This is a genomic window from Arcobacter pernae, from assembly GCF_049472135.1.
Classification (GTDB): Bacteria; Campylobacterota; Campylobacteria; order Campylobacterales; family Arcobacteraceae; genus Arcobacter_B.
On record NZ_JBMOVV010000005.1, the window covers coordinates 183,536 to 200,000 of the forward strand.

The following is a 16,465-nucleotide window of genomic DNA, read 5'->3' on the forward strand; positions in this document are numbered from 1 at the left end:
ATAAAAATAAATGGAGCGGGAGACGAGACTCGAACTCGCGACAATCTGCTTGGAAGGCAGAGGCTCTAGCCAACTGAGCTACTCCCGCTCATTTAAATGGTGGTGAGGGAAGGATTTGAACCTTCGAAGCCGTAGGCGGCGGATTTACAATCCGCAGGATTTGACCACTCTCCAACCTCACCGATATTAAAAAAATTATTGTTCTGGTCAAGCGCTGGTCTTTAAGACTACGCACGACATTATTAAAAATGGAGCTGGTGAAGGGACTTGAACCCCCGACCTGCTGATTACAAATCAGCTGCTCTAGCCAACTGAGCTACACCAGCGCCAAAAAATTTGAATGGTGGTTCGAGGCAGAATCGAACTGCCGACACAAGGATTTTCAATCCTTTGCTCTACCGACTGAGCTATCGAACCCTCTCAAATTGGAGTGAAAGTATACACATTAGTTTATTAATTTTTCCTTAAATTAAAAACCAATCTTTTAAATTCTTCTCCTCTTTGTTTATAAGATGAAAATTGATCAAGCGAGGCAGCCGATGGAGACAGCATTCCTAGACTATTTTCATTATGATTTTTATTTATTAAATTTACTGCGTTTTCTAGGATTTCACACTTATTTGCTGTGATTTTATACTCTTTTGCAAGTAAAAGTAGTCTATTTGTATTAGTTCCTATTGCATAAATTGTAATATTTAGGTCTTTTATATATTCAAAAAGAGGTTTTAAATCTGCACCTTTGTCATCTCCACCTAATATTATATGGATATTTTTATCAGAATAAGGTTTAATTGCATTTATAGTAGCATCTACATTTGTAGCTTTACTATCATCTATCCACAGCCTATTCATATTATCTTCAAACTCTTCAACTTTATGCTTATCTACAATAAAAGTATTAATACTTTCATAATCTATTTCATCAAAAACTATCTTTTTAGCACATAATGCAAGAAGTGCATCTAATAAGAATGGCTCTTTAAATTTAATTTTGTTTTTATCAATATGAAATTTTTCACATAAGTCATCACTATTTTTATATGTAATAAGTGTTGCTTTTGTTTCAATATCTTTAAACTCATAGGGTATTATTGCTATTTCCCCTTCGCTCATCATAGTTATGGGTTTTAATTTAGCTTTTTTATATTCTTTGTATGATCCATGCCATGATATATGATCTTCAGATATAGGTAATAATAAATATAGATTTGGTTTTGCTTTATTTGTATAATGAAAAGTAAAAGAAGATGTTTCTAAAATCCAAATTGAACTATCTAGATTTAAATTTGAAACTGGTGTACCAATATTCCCACCATATTGGCTTCCTTTTTCTTTTAATATATGTTGACACATTTGAGTAGTAGTTGTTTTTCCATTTGTTCCACTAATCCAAATTGAAAAAGGCATATCATTAGCAAATAAATCATAATCACTTACAATATTCTTTGAAGATTTAATCATTTCATTAAAAGGTGGTATACCAGGACTAACTACTGTTAGTTCATTACTATTTTTATCATATTCACTAAAATCACTATCATCATATAAAATAGAGTTTGGGAATTTGTTTTTGATTGCTTGAGCTGTTAAGCCTTTACCTAACACTCTTATTCTTTGATTATAATCCATTATTTACCTAATTTTTAAACTCATTAAAGCTAAAAGATTTGTCATAAAAGAGATTATCCAGAATCTAACAATAATCTTATTCTCTTTCCAACCTTTTTCTTCAAAATGATGATGTATTGGTGCCATTAAGAAAACTCTTTTTTGTCTTAATTTATATGAACCAACCTGTAAGATTACGGAAACTGTTTCTAAGACAAAAATAAATCCTATTAAAAGTAATAAGATTTCAGACTTAGCAACAACAGCCATATATCCCATAAATGCTCCAATTGGCAATGAGCCACTATCACCCATAAATACTTGTGCTGGATGAGAGTTAAACCATAAGAAAGCTATAAGTGCTCCTGAAATAGCTGCACCCATTACTGCTAATTCTCCTGCTATTTGTATATTAGGAAGTAATAAATATCCTGCAATAATTGCATGTCCTGTTACGTAAACTAAAGCTGATAATGTAAAAAATGCCATTATAGATGGAACTGTAGCTAATCCATCCAATCCATCAGTTAAATTAACAGCATTAGATGTAGCAACTAAAACAAGTACCCAAAATGCAAGTGAAAATAATCCCATATCAAATAATGGAAGTTTATAAAATGGTGTATAAAGTGTAGTTGTATGTTCATAAAAATATAGAACCAAAACTACTAATACAGCACTTAATATCTGCAATACAAGTTTACCTCTAGCACTTAAACCAGCATCATTCTTGTCATTTGATATTTTTGAATAGTCATCTTGTATTCCAATTAATGAGAATAAACCAATAGTAAGTAGACCACCTACAATATAAAAATTGTTAAGCTTTGCAGTTAATAAAGTAGCAATAATTGTTGCAAAAATAAAAACTACTCCTCCCATAGTTGGAGTACCAACTTTTCCCTTATGTGATTCAGGAGCTAAGTCATAAATAGGTTGAGAAGCTTTTTTTGATTTTGCCCAAGTGATGAACTTTGGCAATAAATACATTGTGAGTAAAAAAGCAATAAAAAAACTAATACCAGCTCTAACTGATATATATTGAAAGATATTAATATCTAGATGTCTATAAAACCAATAAAACAATCTTAAACCTTCATTTTGTACTAATGCAGTATTAATGTTTTCAGCAAACATATTCCTACATTTTGATATAATCCATGCGATTATATTATATTATAGTTTTTAAAAGGTTTAAACAATGGCAAACAAGACAATTCTAATAATTACAGATGGTATTGGACATAACGACTCTAATGAGTATAATGCATTTGCAAATGCTAATACTCCAACATATGATTATTTATTTGAAAATGTACCTTATTCTTATATTCACACTTATGGTAAACATGTAGGGTTACCTGATGGACAAATGGGAAATTCTGAAGTGGGACATATGACAATTGGTAGTGGTAGAACTTTATATCAAGATTTAGTAAAAATTAATATTGCATTAGAAGATAATACTTTAAAAGATAATGAAATATTAAATACTACATTAAATAGTTCAAATAATATTCATTTAGTTGGTTTATTAAGTGATGGTGGTGTTCATTCTCATATTAATCATATAATTGGAATTGCCAAAATTGCTAAAAACAGTGGTAAAAAAGTTTATATACACATGATTACAGATGGTAGAGATGTTGCTCCTGATTGTGCAAGTAAATATGTTCAACAAATTATAGATATTTGTGATGAAGATATTAAAATTGCAACAATTGCAGGAAGATATTACTCAATGGATAGAGATCAAAGATGGGACAGAGTTCAAAAAGGTCACGATGCAATGGCATTAGGTTTACCAAAAACTACAAAATCTCCACTTGATTATATTAAAGATTCATATAGTGAAGATATTTTTGATGAATTTATATTACCATGTGCTTTTGAAGGTTACAATGGTTTAAAAGAGAATGATGGAATTATTTTCTGTAATTTTAGAAGTGATAGAATGAGAGAATTATCATCAGCATTAGGTGATGAAAACTTTTCAGCATTTCCAAGATTTGCAAATAAACTAAATCTTGCAACAATGACATCATATGATAAGAATCTTCCTTTACCAGTACTTTTCCCTAAAGAGTCTCCAAAAAATACTTTAGCAGAAGTAATTTCAAATGCTGGATTAAATCAACTTCATACTGCTGAAACTGAAAAATATGCTCATGTTACATTCTTCTTTAACGGTGGTGTTGAAGAACCTGTATTAAATGAAAGCAGAGTTTTAATCCCTTCTCCTAATGTTGCCACATATGATTTACAACCTGAAATGTCAGCACCTGAAGTTGGAGATACTGTTAGAAAAGCAATGGATGAAGAGACTGATTTTGTAGTTGTAAACTTTGCAAATGGAGATATGGTAGGACATACAGGTGTTTATGATGCTGGAATTAAAGCTGTTGAAGCTGTAGATAAAGAACTTGGACTTATTATTGAAAAAGCAAAAGAGAAAGATTATAATATTGTTTTAACATCAGATCATGGAAATTGTGAAATGATGAGAGACAAAGATGGAAATACTCTTACAAATCATACAGTTGGAGATGTATTCTGTTTTGTGATTGCTAAAGATATAAAAGAAGTAAAAAATGGTAGCTTAAATAATATTGCACCTACTGTTTTAAAACTTATGAATTTAGACATTCCAAAAGAAATGGATGAGGCATTAGTTTAATCTATTATGTTGAATATTGATATTAATAAACTAAAAATTTCTTACAAAGATAATACATTAGTTGATATTGCATTTAATATCAATAGTTCAACAGCACTAATTGGAGAAAGTGGTAGTGGAAAGTCATTGACTTTAAAAAGTATTTTAAATTTACTACCACAAAGTTTAAATATTGAAAAAGAAATTAACTCTTCATTTCCTTTAAACTATGAAACTATTGGTTTCATTCCTCAAAATCCTTTTACTTCACTTTCTCCTATGACTAAAATCTCTAAACAGTTTTTTTGCAAAAAAGAAAAACAGCTTGAACTTTTAAAACTAGTTGATTTAGAAAAAGATGTTTTAAATAAATTTCCAAATCAATTAAGTGGTGGTCAAATACAAAGAGTTATTATTGCCATAGCTCTTAGTAAAAATATAAAACTCTTACTTCTTGATGAGCCAACAACTGCACTTGATGCAAAAAATAAAGAAAATATCATAAAGTTGGTTGATCAGTTAGTAAAAAAGTTAAATATACTTATACTTTTTGTTACTCATGATATAGAATCAATAAAAGATTTATGTACTAATATAGTTATTATAAATAAAGGTGAAATAGTAGAACAAGGTTCTTGCCTAGAAATACTAAATAACCCTAAAAATGAATATACAAAAAAATTGATTGATTCTAATTTTAAAAATAAGGATTTCAGGAAATAAGAATGATAAAATATATATTTGGATTCTTTGTTATAATTGGTTTAGTTACACTTGGTTGGCTTTATACTTTATATGATGAAATTAAACATGATGTTGATAAAGTAGTTAATTATAATCCAAAACAAAGTACACAGTTTTATGACAAAGATGGAAGACTAATTGCTAATATATTTGAAGGTGAAAACCGAGAATATGTAAAGTATGATGATATTCCTGCAAGAATTATTGAAGGTCTAGTAGCAATCGAAGATACTCAATTTTTTGAACATCATGGTGTTAATCCAGATGCTATTTCAAGAGCTATGATAAAAAACATCAAAGCAGGAGGTTATGTTGAAGGAGCTTCAACACTAACACAACAACTTGTAAAAATGCTTGTTTTATCAAGAGAAAAAAAGCTAATAAGAAAAATTAAAGAAGCTTTATTATCAATAAGACTTGAAACAATATTAACAAAAGAAGAGATTTTAGAGAGATACTTAAATAACGTTTATTTTGGTCATGGTTATTATGGTATAAAAACTGCTGCAAAGGGTTACTTTAAAAAAGATTTATATGAATTATCTTTAAAAGAAATGAGTATTCTAGTAGGACTTCCTAGAGCTCCAAGTTTTTATGACCCTACAAAAAATCTAAAAATTTCACTTGCAAGAGCTAATCAAGTAATTACAAGATTAAATACTCTTGGATGGATTAATAAAGAGCAATATGAACATTCAATAAAAGAAACACCAATTGTATATAGTCAAACACTTACTAAAAATAAAGCACCTTATATAATTGATTATGTTTTAAAAATATTAAAAGATGATATTCCAGATATTCAATATGGGGGATATGATGTTAGATTAACAATCGATTTAGATGCTCAAGATATTGCTAAACAAGCTTTACAAAAATCATATGAACAAGCTTTAGAAAGAGATAAATATTATAGAGAAAAAGAAAAAGATTTAGAAAATAATTACTATGTTGAAAAATTAAATGGTGCATTAGTATCAATAGATAGTAGTACTGGAAAAATCCTTGCTTTAGTTGGTGGAATTGATTATAAGGAATCAATGTTTAATAGAGCTGTTCAAGCAAGAAGACAACCAGGTTCTGCAATAAAACCATTTTTATATCAAACAGCATTAAATGAAGGTTTAAATCCAGCATCAAAACTTGTTGATATTAGTAGAACATATGATTATAAAGATGCAAATGGTAATGAAAAGAAATGGCAACCAAAAAATTATGGTGGTAGATTTAAAGGTTTTATTAATCTAAGAGATTCACTAGTTCAATCAAGAAATCTATCTACTGTAAATCTTGTTACAGATACAGGGATTGATATTATGTATAAATCTTTACAAGAGTACGGTTTTACAGGTATGCCTAATGACTTATCTATCACATTAGGTTCTATGTCAGTTTCTCCGCTACAACTAAGTGAATATTTTAGTGCATTCTCAAATAATGGAACTATAGTTAAACCATATATAATTGAGTCAATAACAAATAAAGATGGTAAAAAAATCACTTTCGAACCTGAGACAAAAGAGATTAATACTCCAGAACAAACTTTCCTAATAACTTCTATTTTAAAAGATGTTGTACAAAGAGGTACAGGAAGAAGAGCACAAGTTGATGGAATTGAACTTGCAGGAAAAACTGGAACTACAAATGATAATGTTGATGCATGGTTTTGTGGATATTCACCATCAATACAAACTATAATATGGTTTGGAAAAGATGATAATACACCTATGAGAAAGAGTGAAACGGGTGGAAAAACACCAACACCTGCTTTTGCACATTTTTATAAAGAATATTTAAAAATTCATCCTGAAATTCCTAGAACATTTGAAAAACCTAATAATGTTCATGAATCAAAAATCAATGGAAAACTTGAATACTATACAGATAAATCACCATTACCTGAGATTGAAGTAACTATTGTTCCAGAAGATCCAGAACAAGAAGTAATAGAGTTCTAATACTCTATTATTTTTTTATTATAAACATAAAAAAAGGCAAGCTCAAATGAGCTTGCCTTTTTTGTTTTATAAAACTTATCTTATTAACAAGAATAAGTTGAAGCAAATTCAAATGCAGTTGGTCTAGCTTCGTAAGGCCAAACTTGTGTTTCAAATTTGTAGTGTTGGTAAGTATCAATCATCTCTTGAGTGAATACTGGTTTTAAGAAATCATTATCTCTAATTAATGCTTCTAAAGAACCTCTTAAAGTGTGAGGCATTTGAGGAATATTTCTTTCTCTAATTTCATCTAATGGCATTTCGAATAAATCTTCATCCATTGGACCAATTGGTTCAACTTTATTAGCAATACCGTCTAATCCAGCCATTAACATAGCAGCGAATGCTAAGTAAGGACAAGCAGTTGAATCTGGGAATCTCATCTCAATTCTTGTTGCCATTTCACCTGCTCCATAAGGAACTCTACAAGATGCAGATCTATTTTGAGAAGAGTAAGTTAAAATTGAAGGAGCTTCAAATCCTGGAATTAATCTTTTGTATGAGTTAGTTGATGGGTTAGTAAACGCAGCAACTGCTCTAGCGTGCTTGAAGATTCCACCTACATAGTGTCTAGCAGTATCTGAAAGGTTTCCATACTCACCCTCTTTGTAGAATAAGTTTTTACCATCTTTCCAGATTGATTGGTGTACGTGCATACCATTTCCGTTATCACCAAATAATGGCTTAGGCATAAATGTACAAGATTTACCATTTAAGTGTGCAACCATTTTACAAACATACTTGTATTTTTGTACGTTATCTGCAGCTTCAACTAAAGTTCCGAATTTAATACCAATTTCACCTTGTGCTTGTGCAACTTCGTGGTGTCCTAACATAACTTCTAAACCAACTTGCTCTAATACTTGCATCATTTCAGCTCTTAAATCAACCATTGAATCAGTTGGTTGAACTGGGAAGTATCCACCTTTAGTTCTTGGTCTATGACCCATATTTCCTAATTCGTAATCAGTGTTATCTGACCATACACCCTCTTCTGAATCTACTTTGTAGTAAGACTCATTGATTGAATCAATAATCTTAACATCATCAAAAATAAAGAATTCATTTTCTGGTCCGAAGTAAGCAACATCACCAAGACCTTGCTCATCTAAGTGAGTTAAAGATTTCTTAGCAATAGATCTTGGACATTTTTCATACATTTGACCTTTATAGATATCATAAACGTCACAGATTACAATAATTGTAGAATCAGCAGTAAATGGATCTAAGAATGCAGTTTCTACATCTGGCTTTAAGATCATATCTGATTTATTAATTGGTTGCCATGCATCAACAGATGAACCATCAAAAGGCATACCAAAATCTAACTGTTCTTGTGTTACAGCACTCATCATGTAAGAAATGTGATGCCACATACCTTTCATATCTGTAAATCTAAAGTCAACGAATTTTACTTCATTCTCTTCACAATATTTAAAAAACTCTTCAGTACTGTTTACAAACTTACCCATAGTTTTAACTCCTTGAAATAATTAATGTAAATATTGTATCGAAATTTAAAAAAACTAAGATAAAAATACTGTATAAAAAATATACAATAGTATAAAATATTATACTTTTGAAACTATTTTATTTAAAAAGATACTTCTATTTTATCTCTATTGTTAAAATATATACACTTTTTATAGCCAATCTCTTTAGCTAAATTTGTTACTTCATCGTAAGCAAAGCCTATTTGCTCAATATTATGGGCATCAGAAGAGAAAGTAATTGGAATTTCTAATTCATAAGCCATTTCTAAAAGTTCTTTTGAAGGATATGGTTGTTCAATTGGTTTTCTCAAACCTGCACTATTAACTTCAATAACCATATTTGATTCTTTGATTTGATTCATTGCATCTTTTGCAATAACTCTTATATCTTTTTTAGGTAAATATTTAAATACTTTAATTAAATCTAAATGTCCAACAATATCAAACTTTCCACATTTAGCAAGAAGTCTTATTGCTTCAAAGTAATCAATCCAAATATCATCAATATTTTTTTTCTCATATTTACCAATAAATTCTGGATTATCAAATCCCCAAGGCTCATTATCATTACTATTTTTTTTAGGTTCTAAAAAATGAATTGAACCAATTAAGTAATCTACTTTTGAATTAAGTATCTCATCTAGCATTGGAACATTTTGCATAAAATCAACTTCATATCCCAATAATATATTTATATCTTTTTCATAAATCTTTTTAAAATGTAATATTGTATTTTCGTAAAACTCTTTATGAGATAAAGACATTCTATATTTTGGGTCAAAATCCATTGGTGCATGATCAGTAAAACCATAAACATCAATTCCTAATTCTATAGCTCTTTTAATATACTCTTCAACTGTACCATCTGCATGATTACAAAGAATTGTATGGTTATGTAAATCAACTCTCATTAATTTAATATCCCTGCACCATTGATTGCTGTACTTCTATCACTTGCATAAACTCTTTTTCCATTTAAAATATCATACTTCCAAATAGGAGCTTGTGCCTTGAAATCCTCAACAAATTCATCAATCATTTCTAAAGCAACTCTTCTTTTTGGAGAACATACAGCAGCAATATATGAACTTTCATGATTTAAAACATCACCTTTTGAATGAGCCATTAAAACAATGGCATTTTTTGAGGCAGCTTTTTCTTGCCAAGAGTTGAACCAAGATTTTAGTATTGGTTCATATATATCAAATGATAGACCATCAATATTATCTTCATCTCTTACAACACCAACAAAAGTGATAATAGCACCATAATTAGAGTTTTTAAACTCATCATACCATTTTGAGTTTATCTCATTTACATTAAGTGCACCTTCACATAAAATTAGTTTATCATTCATATTATCCACCACATACTGGAGGTAATAAAGAGATTTTATCTCCATCATTTAAAGAAACATCTTTTGTTGTTACTAATGTATCATTTACAGCAACTGCACATGTTTCAAGCCACGAAGAAACATCTTTATCATTTTTTAATATTTCACTTAGTTGTGATAAGTTATCAATATCTAAATCTAACGAATCTTTATTAATAGGTCCAAGAAATTCTACCTTAACCACTTTAACCCCTTTTTACATATTTTTGAGTATTATATCGAATTAAATTTAATAAAAGGATGACTCAAATTAAATGATATTTGCGAAAATTGATTTCATAAATCTATTACCTTTTAATATACATATAAAAAAAAATATTAAATCAAATCAAATTAAATCTATAATAAATTATAAAAAATCTTATCCTTCAGCTATCAATAAAAGATTCAAAAAAAGAGAAGTAGATGCAGCTTTTATTTCATCTATTGCTTCAAGAAATGAAAAAAAATTTAATCTTGGAATTGTTGCAAAAAGGGAAGTGCTATCAGTTTTACTAATTCCTGGAGAATATGAAAAAGACTACCAAAGTGATACTTCAAATGCTTTAGCAAAAGTTTTGGAGCTTGAAGGGAAGGTTCTAATCGGAGATAAGGCATTAAAGTATTATCATGATAATAAAGATAAAAACTTTATTGATTTAGCTAAAAGATGGCAAGACACATATAATTTACCTTTTGTATTTGCTGTATTATGTTTTAATTCAAATGAAAGATTATTAAAAAAAATCACTAAAAACTTTGATAAAAGAAAAATAAAAATTCCTCAATATATTTTAAAACAATATTCAAAAAGAAGTGGAATATCACCAAGTAATATTTTAGATTATTTAGATAGAATAGATTATGAATTAAATATAAAAGAGAAAAGAGCGTTAAAACTCTTTTTTAAATTAACAAAAGAAAAAGGTTTATAATGGATGTATTAGATACTGTAATATTAGGTATCATAGAAGGTTTAACAGAGTTTTTACCAATTTCATCAACAGGTCACTTGATTGTAGCAAGTGAATTTTTAGGTTTAGAGCAAACAAATGTTAATAAAGCTTTTGAAGTGATTATTCAATTTGCAGCAATTCTTGCAGTAATATTAAACTACCCATCAAAATTTACTTTCTCTCATATAAGTTTATGGGCTAAAGTTTTTATTTCATTTTTACCAATTGCAACAATAGGGTTTATTTTTTCAGATCAAGTAAAAGCTATGTTCTCAATTGAAATTGTGGCATGGATGTTTATTATAGGTGGTATTGTATTTTTAATTGTTGAGAAGTTTTATGATGAAAAAGAAACTCATACAACAGATGTTGAAGATGTTACATATAAACAAGCTATTTGGATTGGTGTAGCTCAGATTTTTGCTTTAATTCCAGGTACAAGTAGAGCTGGTTCATCAATTATTGGAGCAATGCTAGTTAAGTTAAATAGAAAAGCGAGTGCTGAGTTTTCATTTCTTTTAGCCTTTCCTGTTATGTGTGCAACAACTGGATATGATTTATTAAAACACCATGAAGAACTATTTGCAGCTGGCAATATCATGAATCTTGCAGTAGGATTTGTAGTATCATTTATAGTAGCATACCTAGCAATAAAGCTTTTTATTAAGTTCTTAGAAAACTTTACTTTTGTTGCTTTTGGTATTTATAGAATAATATTTGGATTAGTATTACTAGCTATTTTTGTATAATATCTTCAATAATATTTTCAACAGCATGAGGCTTAATAGAGTTTTTAAGTCTTATGCTCAACTCTTCAATATTAATATTTTTTAATACTTCTAAAAACTCTTGAACATTTAAATCATCTTCATTACATATAAAAGCCATTTTTTTATCATATAAATCTTTAGCATTATAAAACTGATGATTAGCAGCTGCATATTTATAGGGAACAAAATATGCAGGTAAATTATTTGCACACATTTCCCAAAGTGTAGATGCCCCTGCTCTACTTATTACAAAATCAGCTTTATTCATTTTTGAAATAATATCTCTAGTAAAATCAAATACATCAACATCTATTTCGTTTTTCTCATAAAACTCTTTTACTCTATCAAAATCATTTTTTCCTGTCTGATGAATTATTTTTATGCCAAGTTTATTAAGTTCAATACTAAGATTCATTGCAAAATCATTAATTGCAACTGCACCTTGTGAACCTCCAAAGAAAGCAATAGTTTTTACTTCTGTTCTAACTCTTGCATTTTGAAAAAACTCTTTTGATACAGGATAATCTTTAATTGGTGAAAAACTATGAAAAGATGAGTAAACTTGTTTAGCGAATTTAGATGTAATTTCATTTAACTTCCCCATTTTTGAATTCTGTTCATGAATAAAAAGTTTACAAAAAGGTTTAATTATAGAAGCAAATGTAGCAGGAGCAGCAGAAAACCCTCCTACAGAAATCACTTTTTTTATTTTGTATTTATAATATAAACTAAGACAATAAATAGTTTTTTTTAATATATTAAAAAGAGAAAGAAGTTTTCCAATTCCTTTTTTATTTACAACACCTCTAGTATCTAAAAATATTTTCTTTTCAATTCTATCATCATGTTCAAACCATAATTTATCTTGCCCATTTACTGAACCTATAAATATAATTTTAAAACCTTTTTTAAAAAGCTCATCTATAAAAGCATCTGCAACTTTTAAATGGCCTCCAGTACCTCCACCAGTAACAACAATGTATTTATCCATTTATTTTTTAACCTTTCTTCTTTTTATATCTTCTTTCTCAACTACTCTACTAATAGATAATACTAATCCCATTGCTAAACACATAGCAAGCATTGAAGAACCACCATATGATAAAAATGGCACGGCAATACCCTTAATAGGAATCATTCCTGAAATTCCATAAGAATTAATTAAAAAAGCAATAATAATCATTAAAGCAATACCTAAAGTAAATAAATGGTAAATTGGATTACTAACCCTTCTACTAATTTTAAAAATTCGCCAAACAATAGTAAACATTAAAGAAACTAAAATAACTAAACCTAATAAACCTATCTCTTCAGTCATTCCAGCTAAAACGAAGTCCGTGTGAACTTCAGATAAAAATCCAAGTTTTAAATCACCATTAGAAATACCCTGACCTAAAAAACCACCATTATGCATTGCATTTAATGAGTGTGATACCTGATAGGGTTCTGGAAGTTCATCAATTCTTAAATACTTCTCTGCCCATGAAGGCATTACTGATAAAATACTATCTTGAACCATTGCCCACCAAGAATAAATTCTTTTTATTCTATGAGGTGCAGCTAAAATTAATCCAACTAAACCAAGTAATGCAACCCCACCTAATACCAAGAATATTTTAAATGACCTATTAGCAAAAATTAAAAGAACTACTAAAATAACTCCAAGAAGAACTACTTGACCTAAATCTTTTTGTAAAAAAGCAACAATAAAAACAACAATAAAAAATGTTAAAAAATATGGTGCTAAAAGTAAAGCTTCATCTTTTAAACCTAATTTTCTAGGTTGATCAATAACTTTTCTATGAAAAGACCAAGATAAAAAGTATATAAATCCTATTTTAAAAAACTCAACTGGTGAAAGCGAAAAACCAGGAAGTCTAATCCATCTATTTGCACCACCAGAAGCTGTCACCATTGATGAAGGTAAAATTGGCATTATTGCCATCAAAATAAAAAAAGATACGAACAAGGTCATACCAACTTTATTTATTAATTTATCAGGATCTATTAGTGAACAACCCCACATCAATAAAATGCCGATTATTCCAACTAAAGCTTGTCTAGTAAAAAAATGGAATTGATTATATCCATAAAATTCTACAGTATATATAGTAAGAGAATATGAAAAAATTATACTAGTTACAATTAATAAAGAGACTAATATAAAAAGTGGATAATCTGCGTTAACATTATTAATTTTTTTTTGTCGTGATTTAATATTTATTTTGTTAGAATACATACTCTATTATATAATATTATGGATAAATATGTCTTCAAACAATACCGAAAAAATTAATAAAACAAAAAAAATCGCAATTTTATTTATGCTAATATTTTTCTTTTTATTAATCCTTATACTATCTGTTTCTAAAACAATTTCTGACTCACGAAGATTACCAACACTTCAAAGTGAAAAGAAAGAGTTATCTGTTAGAGGTGATATTATAAGTGCTGATAATTTTAAAATTGCATCTTCTAAAAAACTCTATAAAGCATCAATTGATACTAGACATTTAGCAGAAGATAAAAAGGAACTTTTTCTACAATTATTTTCTATTTATAGTGGGATTCCTTATACAAAACTAAAAACTAGATTACAAAAAGATAAAACACCTGGGTACTTAGTACTTTCATATAATATTGATTCAAGAACAGCAAAAAACTTAAAAGAGTTAGCATTTAAGTTAAGAAAACTTGATGTATTTGTATCAAGAACAGTTAATGGCTCAAAAGTTCTAAGAGGTTTAACTATAGTAGAGAGTGGTGAAAAAAGACTTTTCTCTTATGAAGATACACTAACACCTGTAATAGGTTATGTTAGAAAGTTTGAAAGTGAAAAAGGTAAAACTAGAGTTAAAGGAATAAAAGGTTTAGAAAGAAGTTATAATCAAGTATTAAATGAATCAAAAGATGGGATTTTAAAAGGAAATAGAGATGTATTGTCTTATATCTCTTTTGATAACAATTCAGTAATTAGAAAAAGAATAGATGGGGCAACACTGAAATTAAATATTCCTTTAAAACTTCAAAAAAATATAGAATTAACTTTAGATATGTATAAAGAAAAACTTGGTGCTGACGAAATTATAGCATCAGTTGTGGAGAGTAAAACAGGTAAAGTTCTAAGTTTAGCATCATCAAATAGATTTAATCCTGAAAATATTAAACAAAGTGATATTCCTTCTTTAAATGTAAATGCCATAGAGTATCAGTTTGAACCTGGTTCAATTTTAAAACCAATTTCAATAGCTTTAGTAATGGATAAAGGAAGAATAAAAAAAGACGAACTATTGTTTGCATATAATACAAAAGGTAAACCTAATAAAAAAGGTGAATTTCCAAAAGGTAAATATAAACTTGGAAGATTTACTATTAAAGATGACCATAGATTTAAAAAACACTATTTAACATTAGATGATATAGTTATATATTCATCAAATATTGGTACTTTACAATATGCACAAAGATTAACAGGACCTGAATTTTATGAAGGTCTTAAAAGTTTTGGTATTACAAAAGAAACAGGAATTGATTTACCATATGAAAGAGAAGGTATAATGCCAAAAGTTTGGCAATTCTCTGCGGGAGATAAAGAGGGTGAAGATAATGTATTTAAAGCTACGGTATCTTATGGTCAAGGTATGACATCAACTTTTATGCAAATGATTAAAGCATATACAGTATTTCAAAATGATGGATATATGATAACACCCAAAATTGTTGATTATTTAGTTCATGATGGAAATAAATATAAACCTTATAAAGATGAGCCACAAAAAGTAATATCTAAAAAAGTTGCAAATGAAATGAAAGACTTACTTGTAAAAACAGTAGATGAAGGAACTGGTAAAGCTGCAAAAATAGATGGCTTAATTGTAGGAGGGAAGACTGGTACTGCACAAATAGCAAGAAGAGGTAAATATTTAAAAAAATATATATCTTCATTCTTTGGATTTGTTAATGATGGTGATAAATCATATACAATAGGTGTAACCGTTATTAATCCAATTTCTACAGGTAGATATTGGTACTACCATTATGCTTCATGGTCAGCAGTTCCAGTATTTAAAGAAGTGACTAAAAATTTAATTAAATTAAACTATCTCACACCTAAAAAAGATATAATTTCAGATAAAAAATAAAAGGAATAATATGTTTGGTTTCGGAAGAAAAGAACTAAAAGAATACAACTATTCAAAAGATGAATTAGCTAAATTTAACTATGCAAAAATTACTACAGATAATGGAGTAATTTGGCTAAAACTATTTAACGAAGAAACACCAAATACAGTAGCAAATTTTGCAACATTAGCGAATGATGGTTTCTATAATGGATTAAACTTTCATAGAGTAATTGATGGATTTATGGCACAAGGTGGATGTCCTGAAGGTTCAGGTATGGGTGGACCAGAATGGGCTATTGCTTGTGAAACTGATGCTGATAATCAAGTTCATAATAGAGGTTCTTTATCAATGGCTCATGCAGGTAAAGATACTGGTGGAAGCCAATTCTTCATTTGCTTTGTACCTTGTCCTCATTTAAATGGTGGTCACACTGTATTTGGTGGTATTGAAGAGAATGATGCAGATAGCTTTGCAGCCTTAGATAATATTCACCAAGGTGATAAAATAGTTTCTATAGAGATTTTAGAAGCAAAGAACTAATATACTAATACATAACTCATAAAATAAAAGTCAAGTAGTAATACTTGGCTTTTTTATTATCCAAATATATACACAAAGAATAGAGACATCAAAGAATAGGTAAAAAAACAAATAAAATAAGTAAAAATAAAAAAGAATAATAAGGGAAAAAAATAGCTAAAAAAAAAGCTTAGTTAAAAACATGTGAAAAATGTTTTGAAC

15 protein-coding genes and 4 tRNA genes are annotated in these 16,465 nt (G+C 28.7%); 7 read left to right on the forward strand and 12 right to left on the reverse strand.

What is annotated here, in order from left to right:
• Positions 1 to 11: 11 nt before the first annotated feature.
• From ACH5BF_RS07975 to mraY, 6 genes are all read right to left on the reverse strand, one after another.
• Positions 12 to 88: transfer RNA gene (locus ACH5BF_RS07975), tRNA-Gly, on the reverse strand.
• Between the two features lie 9 nt (positions 89 to 97).
• Positions 98 to 182 (reverse strand) — tRNA-Tyr (locus ACH5BF_RS07980).
• 67 nt (positions 183 to 249) lie between these two features.
• A tRNA-Thr gene (locus tag ACH5BF_RS07985) sits at positions 250 to 326 on the reverse strand.
• Between the two features lie 15 nt (positions 327 to 341).
• A tRNA-Phe gene (locus ACH5BF_RS07990) sits at positions 342 to 417 on the reverse strand.
• A gap of 36 nt (positions 418 to 453) precedes the next feature.
• The gene (gene murD, locus ACH5BF_RS07995; RefSeq protein ID WP_423273685.1) at positions 454 to 1,629 is read right to left on the reverse strand and encodes a UDP-N-acetylmuramoyl-L-alanine--D-glutamate ligase; all 1,176 of its coding nucleotides are present in this window, start codon (positions 1,627 to 1,629) and stop codon (positions 454 to 456) included.
• 3 nt (positions 1,630 to 1,632) lie between these two features.
• The gene (gene mraY / locus ACH5BF_RS08000; RefSeq protein WP_423273703.1) at positions 1,633 to 2,694 is read right to left on the reverse strand and encodes a phospho-N-acetylmuramoyl-pentapeptide-transferase; all 1,062 of its coding nucleotides are present in this window, start codon (positions 2,692 to 2,694) and stop codon (positions 1,633 to 1,635) included.
• Positions 2,695 to 2,809: 115 nt separating this feature from the next.
• Between mraY and gpmI the strand changes: the two genes are divergently transcribed.
• Genes gpmI through ACH5BF_RS08015 form a run of 3 tightly spaced genes read left to right on the forward strand, consistent with a single transcriptional unit; the run spans position 2,810 to position 6,966 of the window.
• Positions 2,810 to 4,285: a 2,3-bisphosphoglycerate-independent phosphoglycerate mutase gene (gene gpmI, locus ACH5BF_RS08005; protein ID WP_423273686.1), complete on the forward strand. Its 1,476-nt coding sequence runs from the start codon at positions 2,810 to 2,812 to the stop codon at positions 4,283 to 4,285.
• 6 nt (positions 4,286 to 4,291) lie between these two features.
• Positions 4,292 to 4,987 carry an ATP-binding cassette domain-containing protein gene (locus tag ACH5BF_RS08010; RefSeq protein WP_423273687.1) on the forward strand — a complete coding sequence of 232 codons (696 nt, stop codon included), beginning with the start codon at positions 4,292 to 4,294 and terminating at the stop codon, positions 4,985 to 4,987.
• A gap of 2 nt (positions 4,988 to 4,989) precedes the next feature.
• Positions 4,990 to 6,966 carry a transglycosylase domain-containing protein gene (locus tag ACH5BF_RS08015; protein ID WP_423273688.1) on the forward strand — a complete coding sequence of 659 codons (1,977 nt, stop codon included), beginning with the start codon at positions 4,990 to 4,992 and terminating at the stop codon, positions 6,964 to 6,966.
• An 83-nt stretch (positions 6,967 to 7,049) separates the two neighbouring features.
• Here ACH5BF_RS08015 and glnA read toward each other — a convergent pair whose 3' ends face one another.
• The 4 genes from glnA to ACH5BF_RS08035 all read right to left on the reverse strand — a co-directional run bounded on the left by glnA (position 7,050) and on the right by ACH5BF_RS08035 (position 10,078).
• Positions 7,050 to 8,477, reverse strand: coding sequence for a type I glutamate--ammonia ligase (gene glnA / locus ACH5BF_RS08020; protein WP_423273689.1), 1,428 nt, complete (start codon positions 8,475 to 8,477; stop codon positions 7,050 to 7,052).
• Positions 8,478 to 8,599: 122 nt separating this feature from the next.
• Complete coding sequence (locus ACH5BF_RS08025; protein ID WP_423273690.1) at positions 8,600 to 9,409, reverse strand: histidinol-phosphatase; 810 nt, start codon at positions 9,407 to 9,409, stop codon at positions 8,600 to 8,602.
• The gene (locus tag ACH5BF_RS08030) at positions 9,409 to 9,855 is read right to left on the reverse strand and encodes a molybdopterin synthase catalytic subunit (protein ID WP_423273691.1); all 447 of its coding nucleotides are present in this window, start codon (positions 9,853 to 9,855) and stop codon (positions 9,409 to 9,411) included. Before ACH5BF_RS08030 ends, ACH5BF_RS08025 begins: the two co-directional genes overlap by 1 nt.
• A gap of 1 nt (position 9,856) precedes the next feature.
• Entirely contained in the window at positions 9,857 to 10,078 is a 222-nt protein-coding gene (locus ACH5BF_RS08035) for a MoaD/ThiS family protein (protein ID WP_423273692.1), read from the reverse strand.
• 70 nt (positions 10,079 to 10,148) lie between these two features.
• Here ACH5BF_RS08035 and ACH5BF_RS08040 point away from each other — a divergent pair, with 70 nt between their 5' ends.
• Both ACH5BF_RS08040 and ACH5BF_RS08045 read left to right on the forward strand, forming a co-directional pair.
• Positions 10,149 to 10,808 carry an MqnA/MqnD/SBP family protein gene (locus ACH5BF_RS08040; protein WP_423273693.1) on the forward strand — a complete coding sequence of 220 codons (660 nt, stop codon included), beginning with the start codon at positions 10,149 to 10,151 and terminating at the stop codon, positions 10,806 to 10,808.
• Positions 10,808 to 11,578 (forward strand): undecaprenyl-diphosphate phosphatase, encoded by a 771-nt coding sequence (locus tag ACH5BF_RS08045; protein WP_423273694.1) that lies wholly within the window; start codon positions 10,808 to 10,810, stop codon positions 11,576 to 11,578. The genes ACH5BF_RS08040 and ACH5BF_RS08045 overlap by 1 nt, the downstream gene beginning before the upstream one ends.
• Here the strand turns inward: ACH5BF_RS08045 and ACH5BF_RS08050 are convergent.
• Together ACH5BF_RS08050 and ACH5BF_RS08055 are read right to left on the reverse strand one after the other, a co-directional pair.
• A complete protein-coding gene (locus ACH5BF_RS08050) occupies positions 11,565 to 12,590 on the reverse strand; it encodes a UDP-N-acetylglucosamine--N-acetylmuramyl-(pentapeptide) pyrophosphoryl-undecaprenol N-acetylglucosamine transferase (RefSeq protein WP_423273695.1) in 1,026 nt (341 codons plus the stop codon). The genes ACH5BF_RS08045 and ACH5BF_RS08050 overlap by 14 nt on opposite strands.
• Positions 12,591 to 13,838: an FtsW/RodA/SpoVE family cell cycle protein gene (locus ACH5BF_RS08055; RefSeq protein ID WP_423273696.1), complete on the reverse strand. Its 1,248-nt coding sequence runs from the start codon at positions 13,836 to 13,838 to the stop codon at positions 12,591 to 12,593.
• A gap of 28 nt (positions 13,839 to 13,866) precedes the next feature.
• On the opposite strand from ACH5BF_RS08055, the gene ACH5BF_RS08060 reads away from it, so the two are divergent.
• Complete coding sequence (locus ACH5BF_RS08060; protein ID WP_423273697.1) at positions 13,867 to 15,741, forward strand: peptidoglycan D,D-transpeptidase FtsI family protein; 1,875 nt, start codon at positions 13,867 to 13,869, stop codon at positions 15,739 to 15,741.
• Between the two features lie 10 nt (positions 15,742 to 15,751).
• Positions 15,752 to 16,264 (forward strand): peptidylprolyl isomerase, encoded by a 513-nt coding sequence (locus ACH5BF_RS08065; protein WP_423273698.1) that lies wholly within the window; start codon positions 15,752 to 15,754, stop codon positions 16,262 to 16,264.
• Positions 16,265 to 16,465 lie beyond the last annotated feature (201 nt).

What these genes read in the sequence shown, in the direction of transcription:
- ACH5BF_RS08010 (WP_423273687.1), top strand. Translation starts at nt 4,292, where the DNA reads ATGTTGAATATTGATATTAATAAACTAAAAATTTCTTACAAAGATAAT.
- ACH5BF_RS08030 (WP_423273691.1), bottom strand. Translation starts at nt 9,855, where the DNA reads ATGAATGATAAACTAATTTTATGTGAAGGTGCACTTAATGTAAATGAG.
- ACH5BF_RS08045 (WP_423273694.1), top strand. Translation starts at nt 10,808, where the DNA reads ATGGATGTATTAGATACTGTAATATTAGGTATCATAGAAGGTTTAACA.
- ACH5BF_RS08055 (WP_423273696.1), bottom strand. Translation starts at nt 13,838, where the DNA reads ATGTATTCTAACAAAATAAATATTAAATCACGACAAAAAAAAATTAAT.
- ACH5BF_RS08065 (WP_423273698.1), top strand. Translation starts at nt 15,752, where the DNA reads ATGTTTGGTTTCGGAAGAAAAGAACTAAAAGAATACAACTATTCAAAA.
- ACH5BF_RS08040 (WP_423273693.1), top strand. Translation starts at nt 10,149, where the DNA reads ATGATATTTGCGAAAATTGATTTCATAAATCTATTACCTTTTAATATA.
- murD (WP_423273685.1), bottom strand. Translation starts at nt 1,629, where the DNA reads ATGGATTATAATCAAAGAATAAGAGTGTTAGGTAAAGGCTTAACAGCT.
- ACH5BF_RS08050 (WP_423273695.1), bottom strand. Translation starts at nt 12,590, where the DNA reads ATGGATAAATACATTGTTGTTACTGGTGGAGGTACTGGAGGCCATTTA.
- ACH5BF_RS08025 (WP_423273690.1), bottom strand. Translation starts at nt 9,409, where the DNA reads ATGAGAGTTGATTTACATAACCATACAATTCTTTGTAATCATGCAGAT.
- gpmI (WP_423273686.1), top strand. Translation starts at nt 2,810, where the DNA reads ATGGCAAACAAGACAATTCTAATAATTACAGATGGTATTGGACATAAC.
- ACH5BF_RS08015 (WP_423273688.1), top strand. Translation starts at nt 4,990, where the DNA reads ATGATAAAATATATATTTGGATTCTTTGTTATAATTGGTTTAGTTACA.
- glnA (WP_423273689.1), bottom strand. Translation starts at nt 8,477, where the DNA reads ATGGGTAAGTTTGTAAACAGTACTGAAGAGTTTTTTAAATATTGTGAA.
- ACH5BF_RS08060 (WP_423273697.1), top strand. Translation starts at nt 13,867, where the DNA reads ATGTCTTCAAACAATACCGAAAAAATTAATAAAACAAAAAAAATCGCA.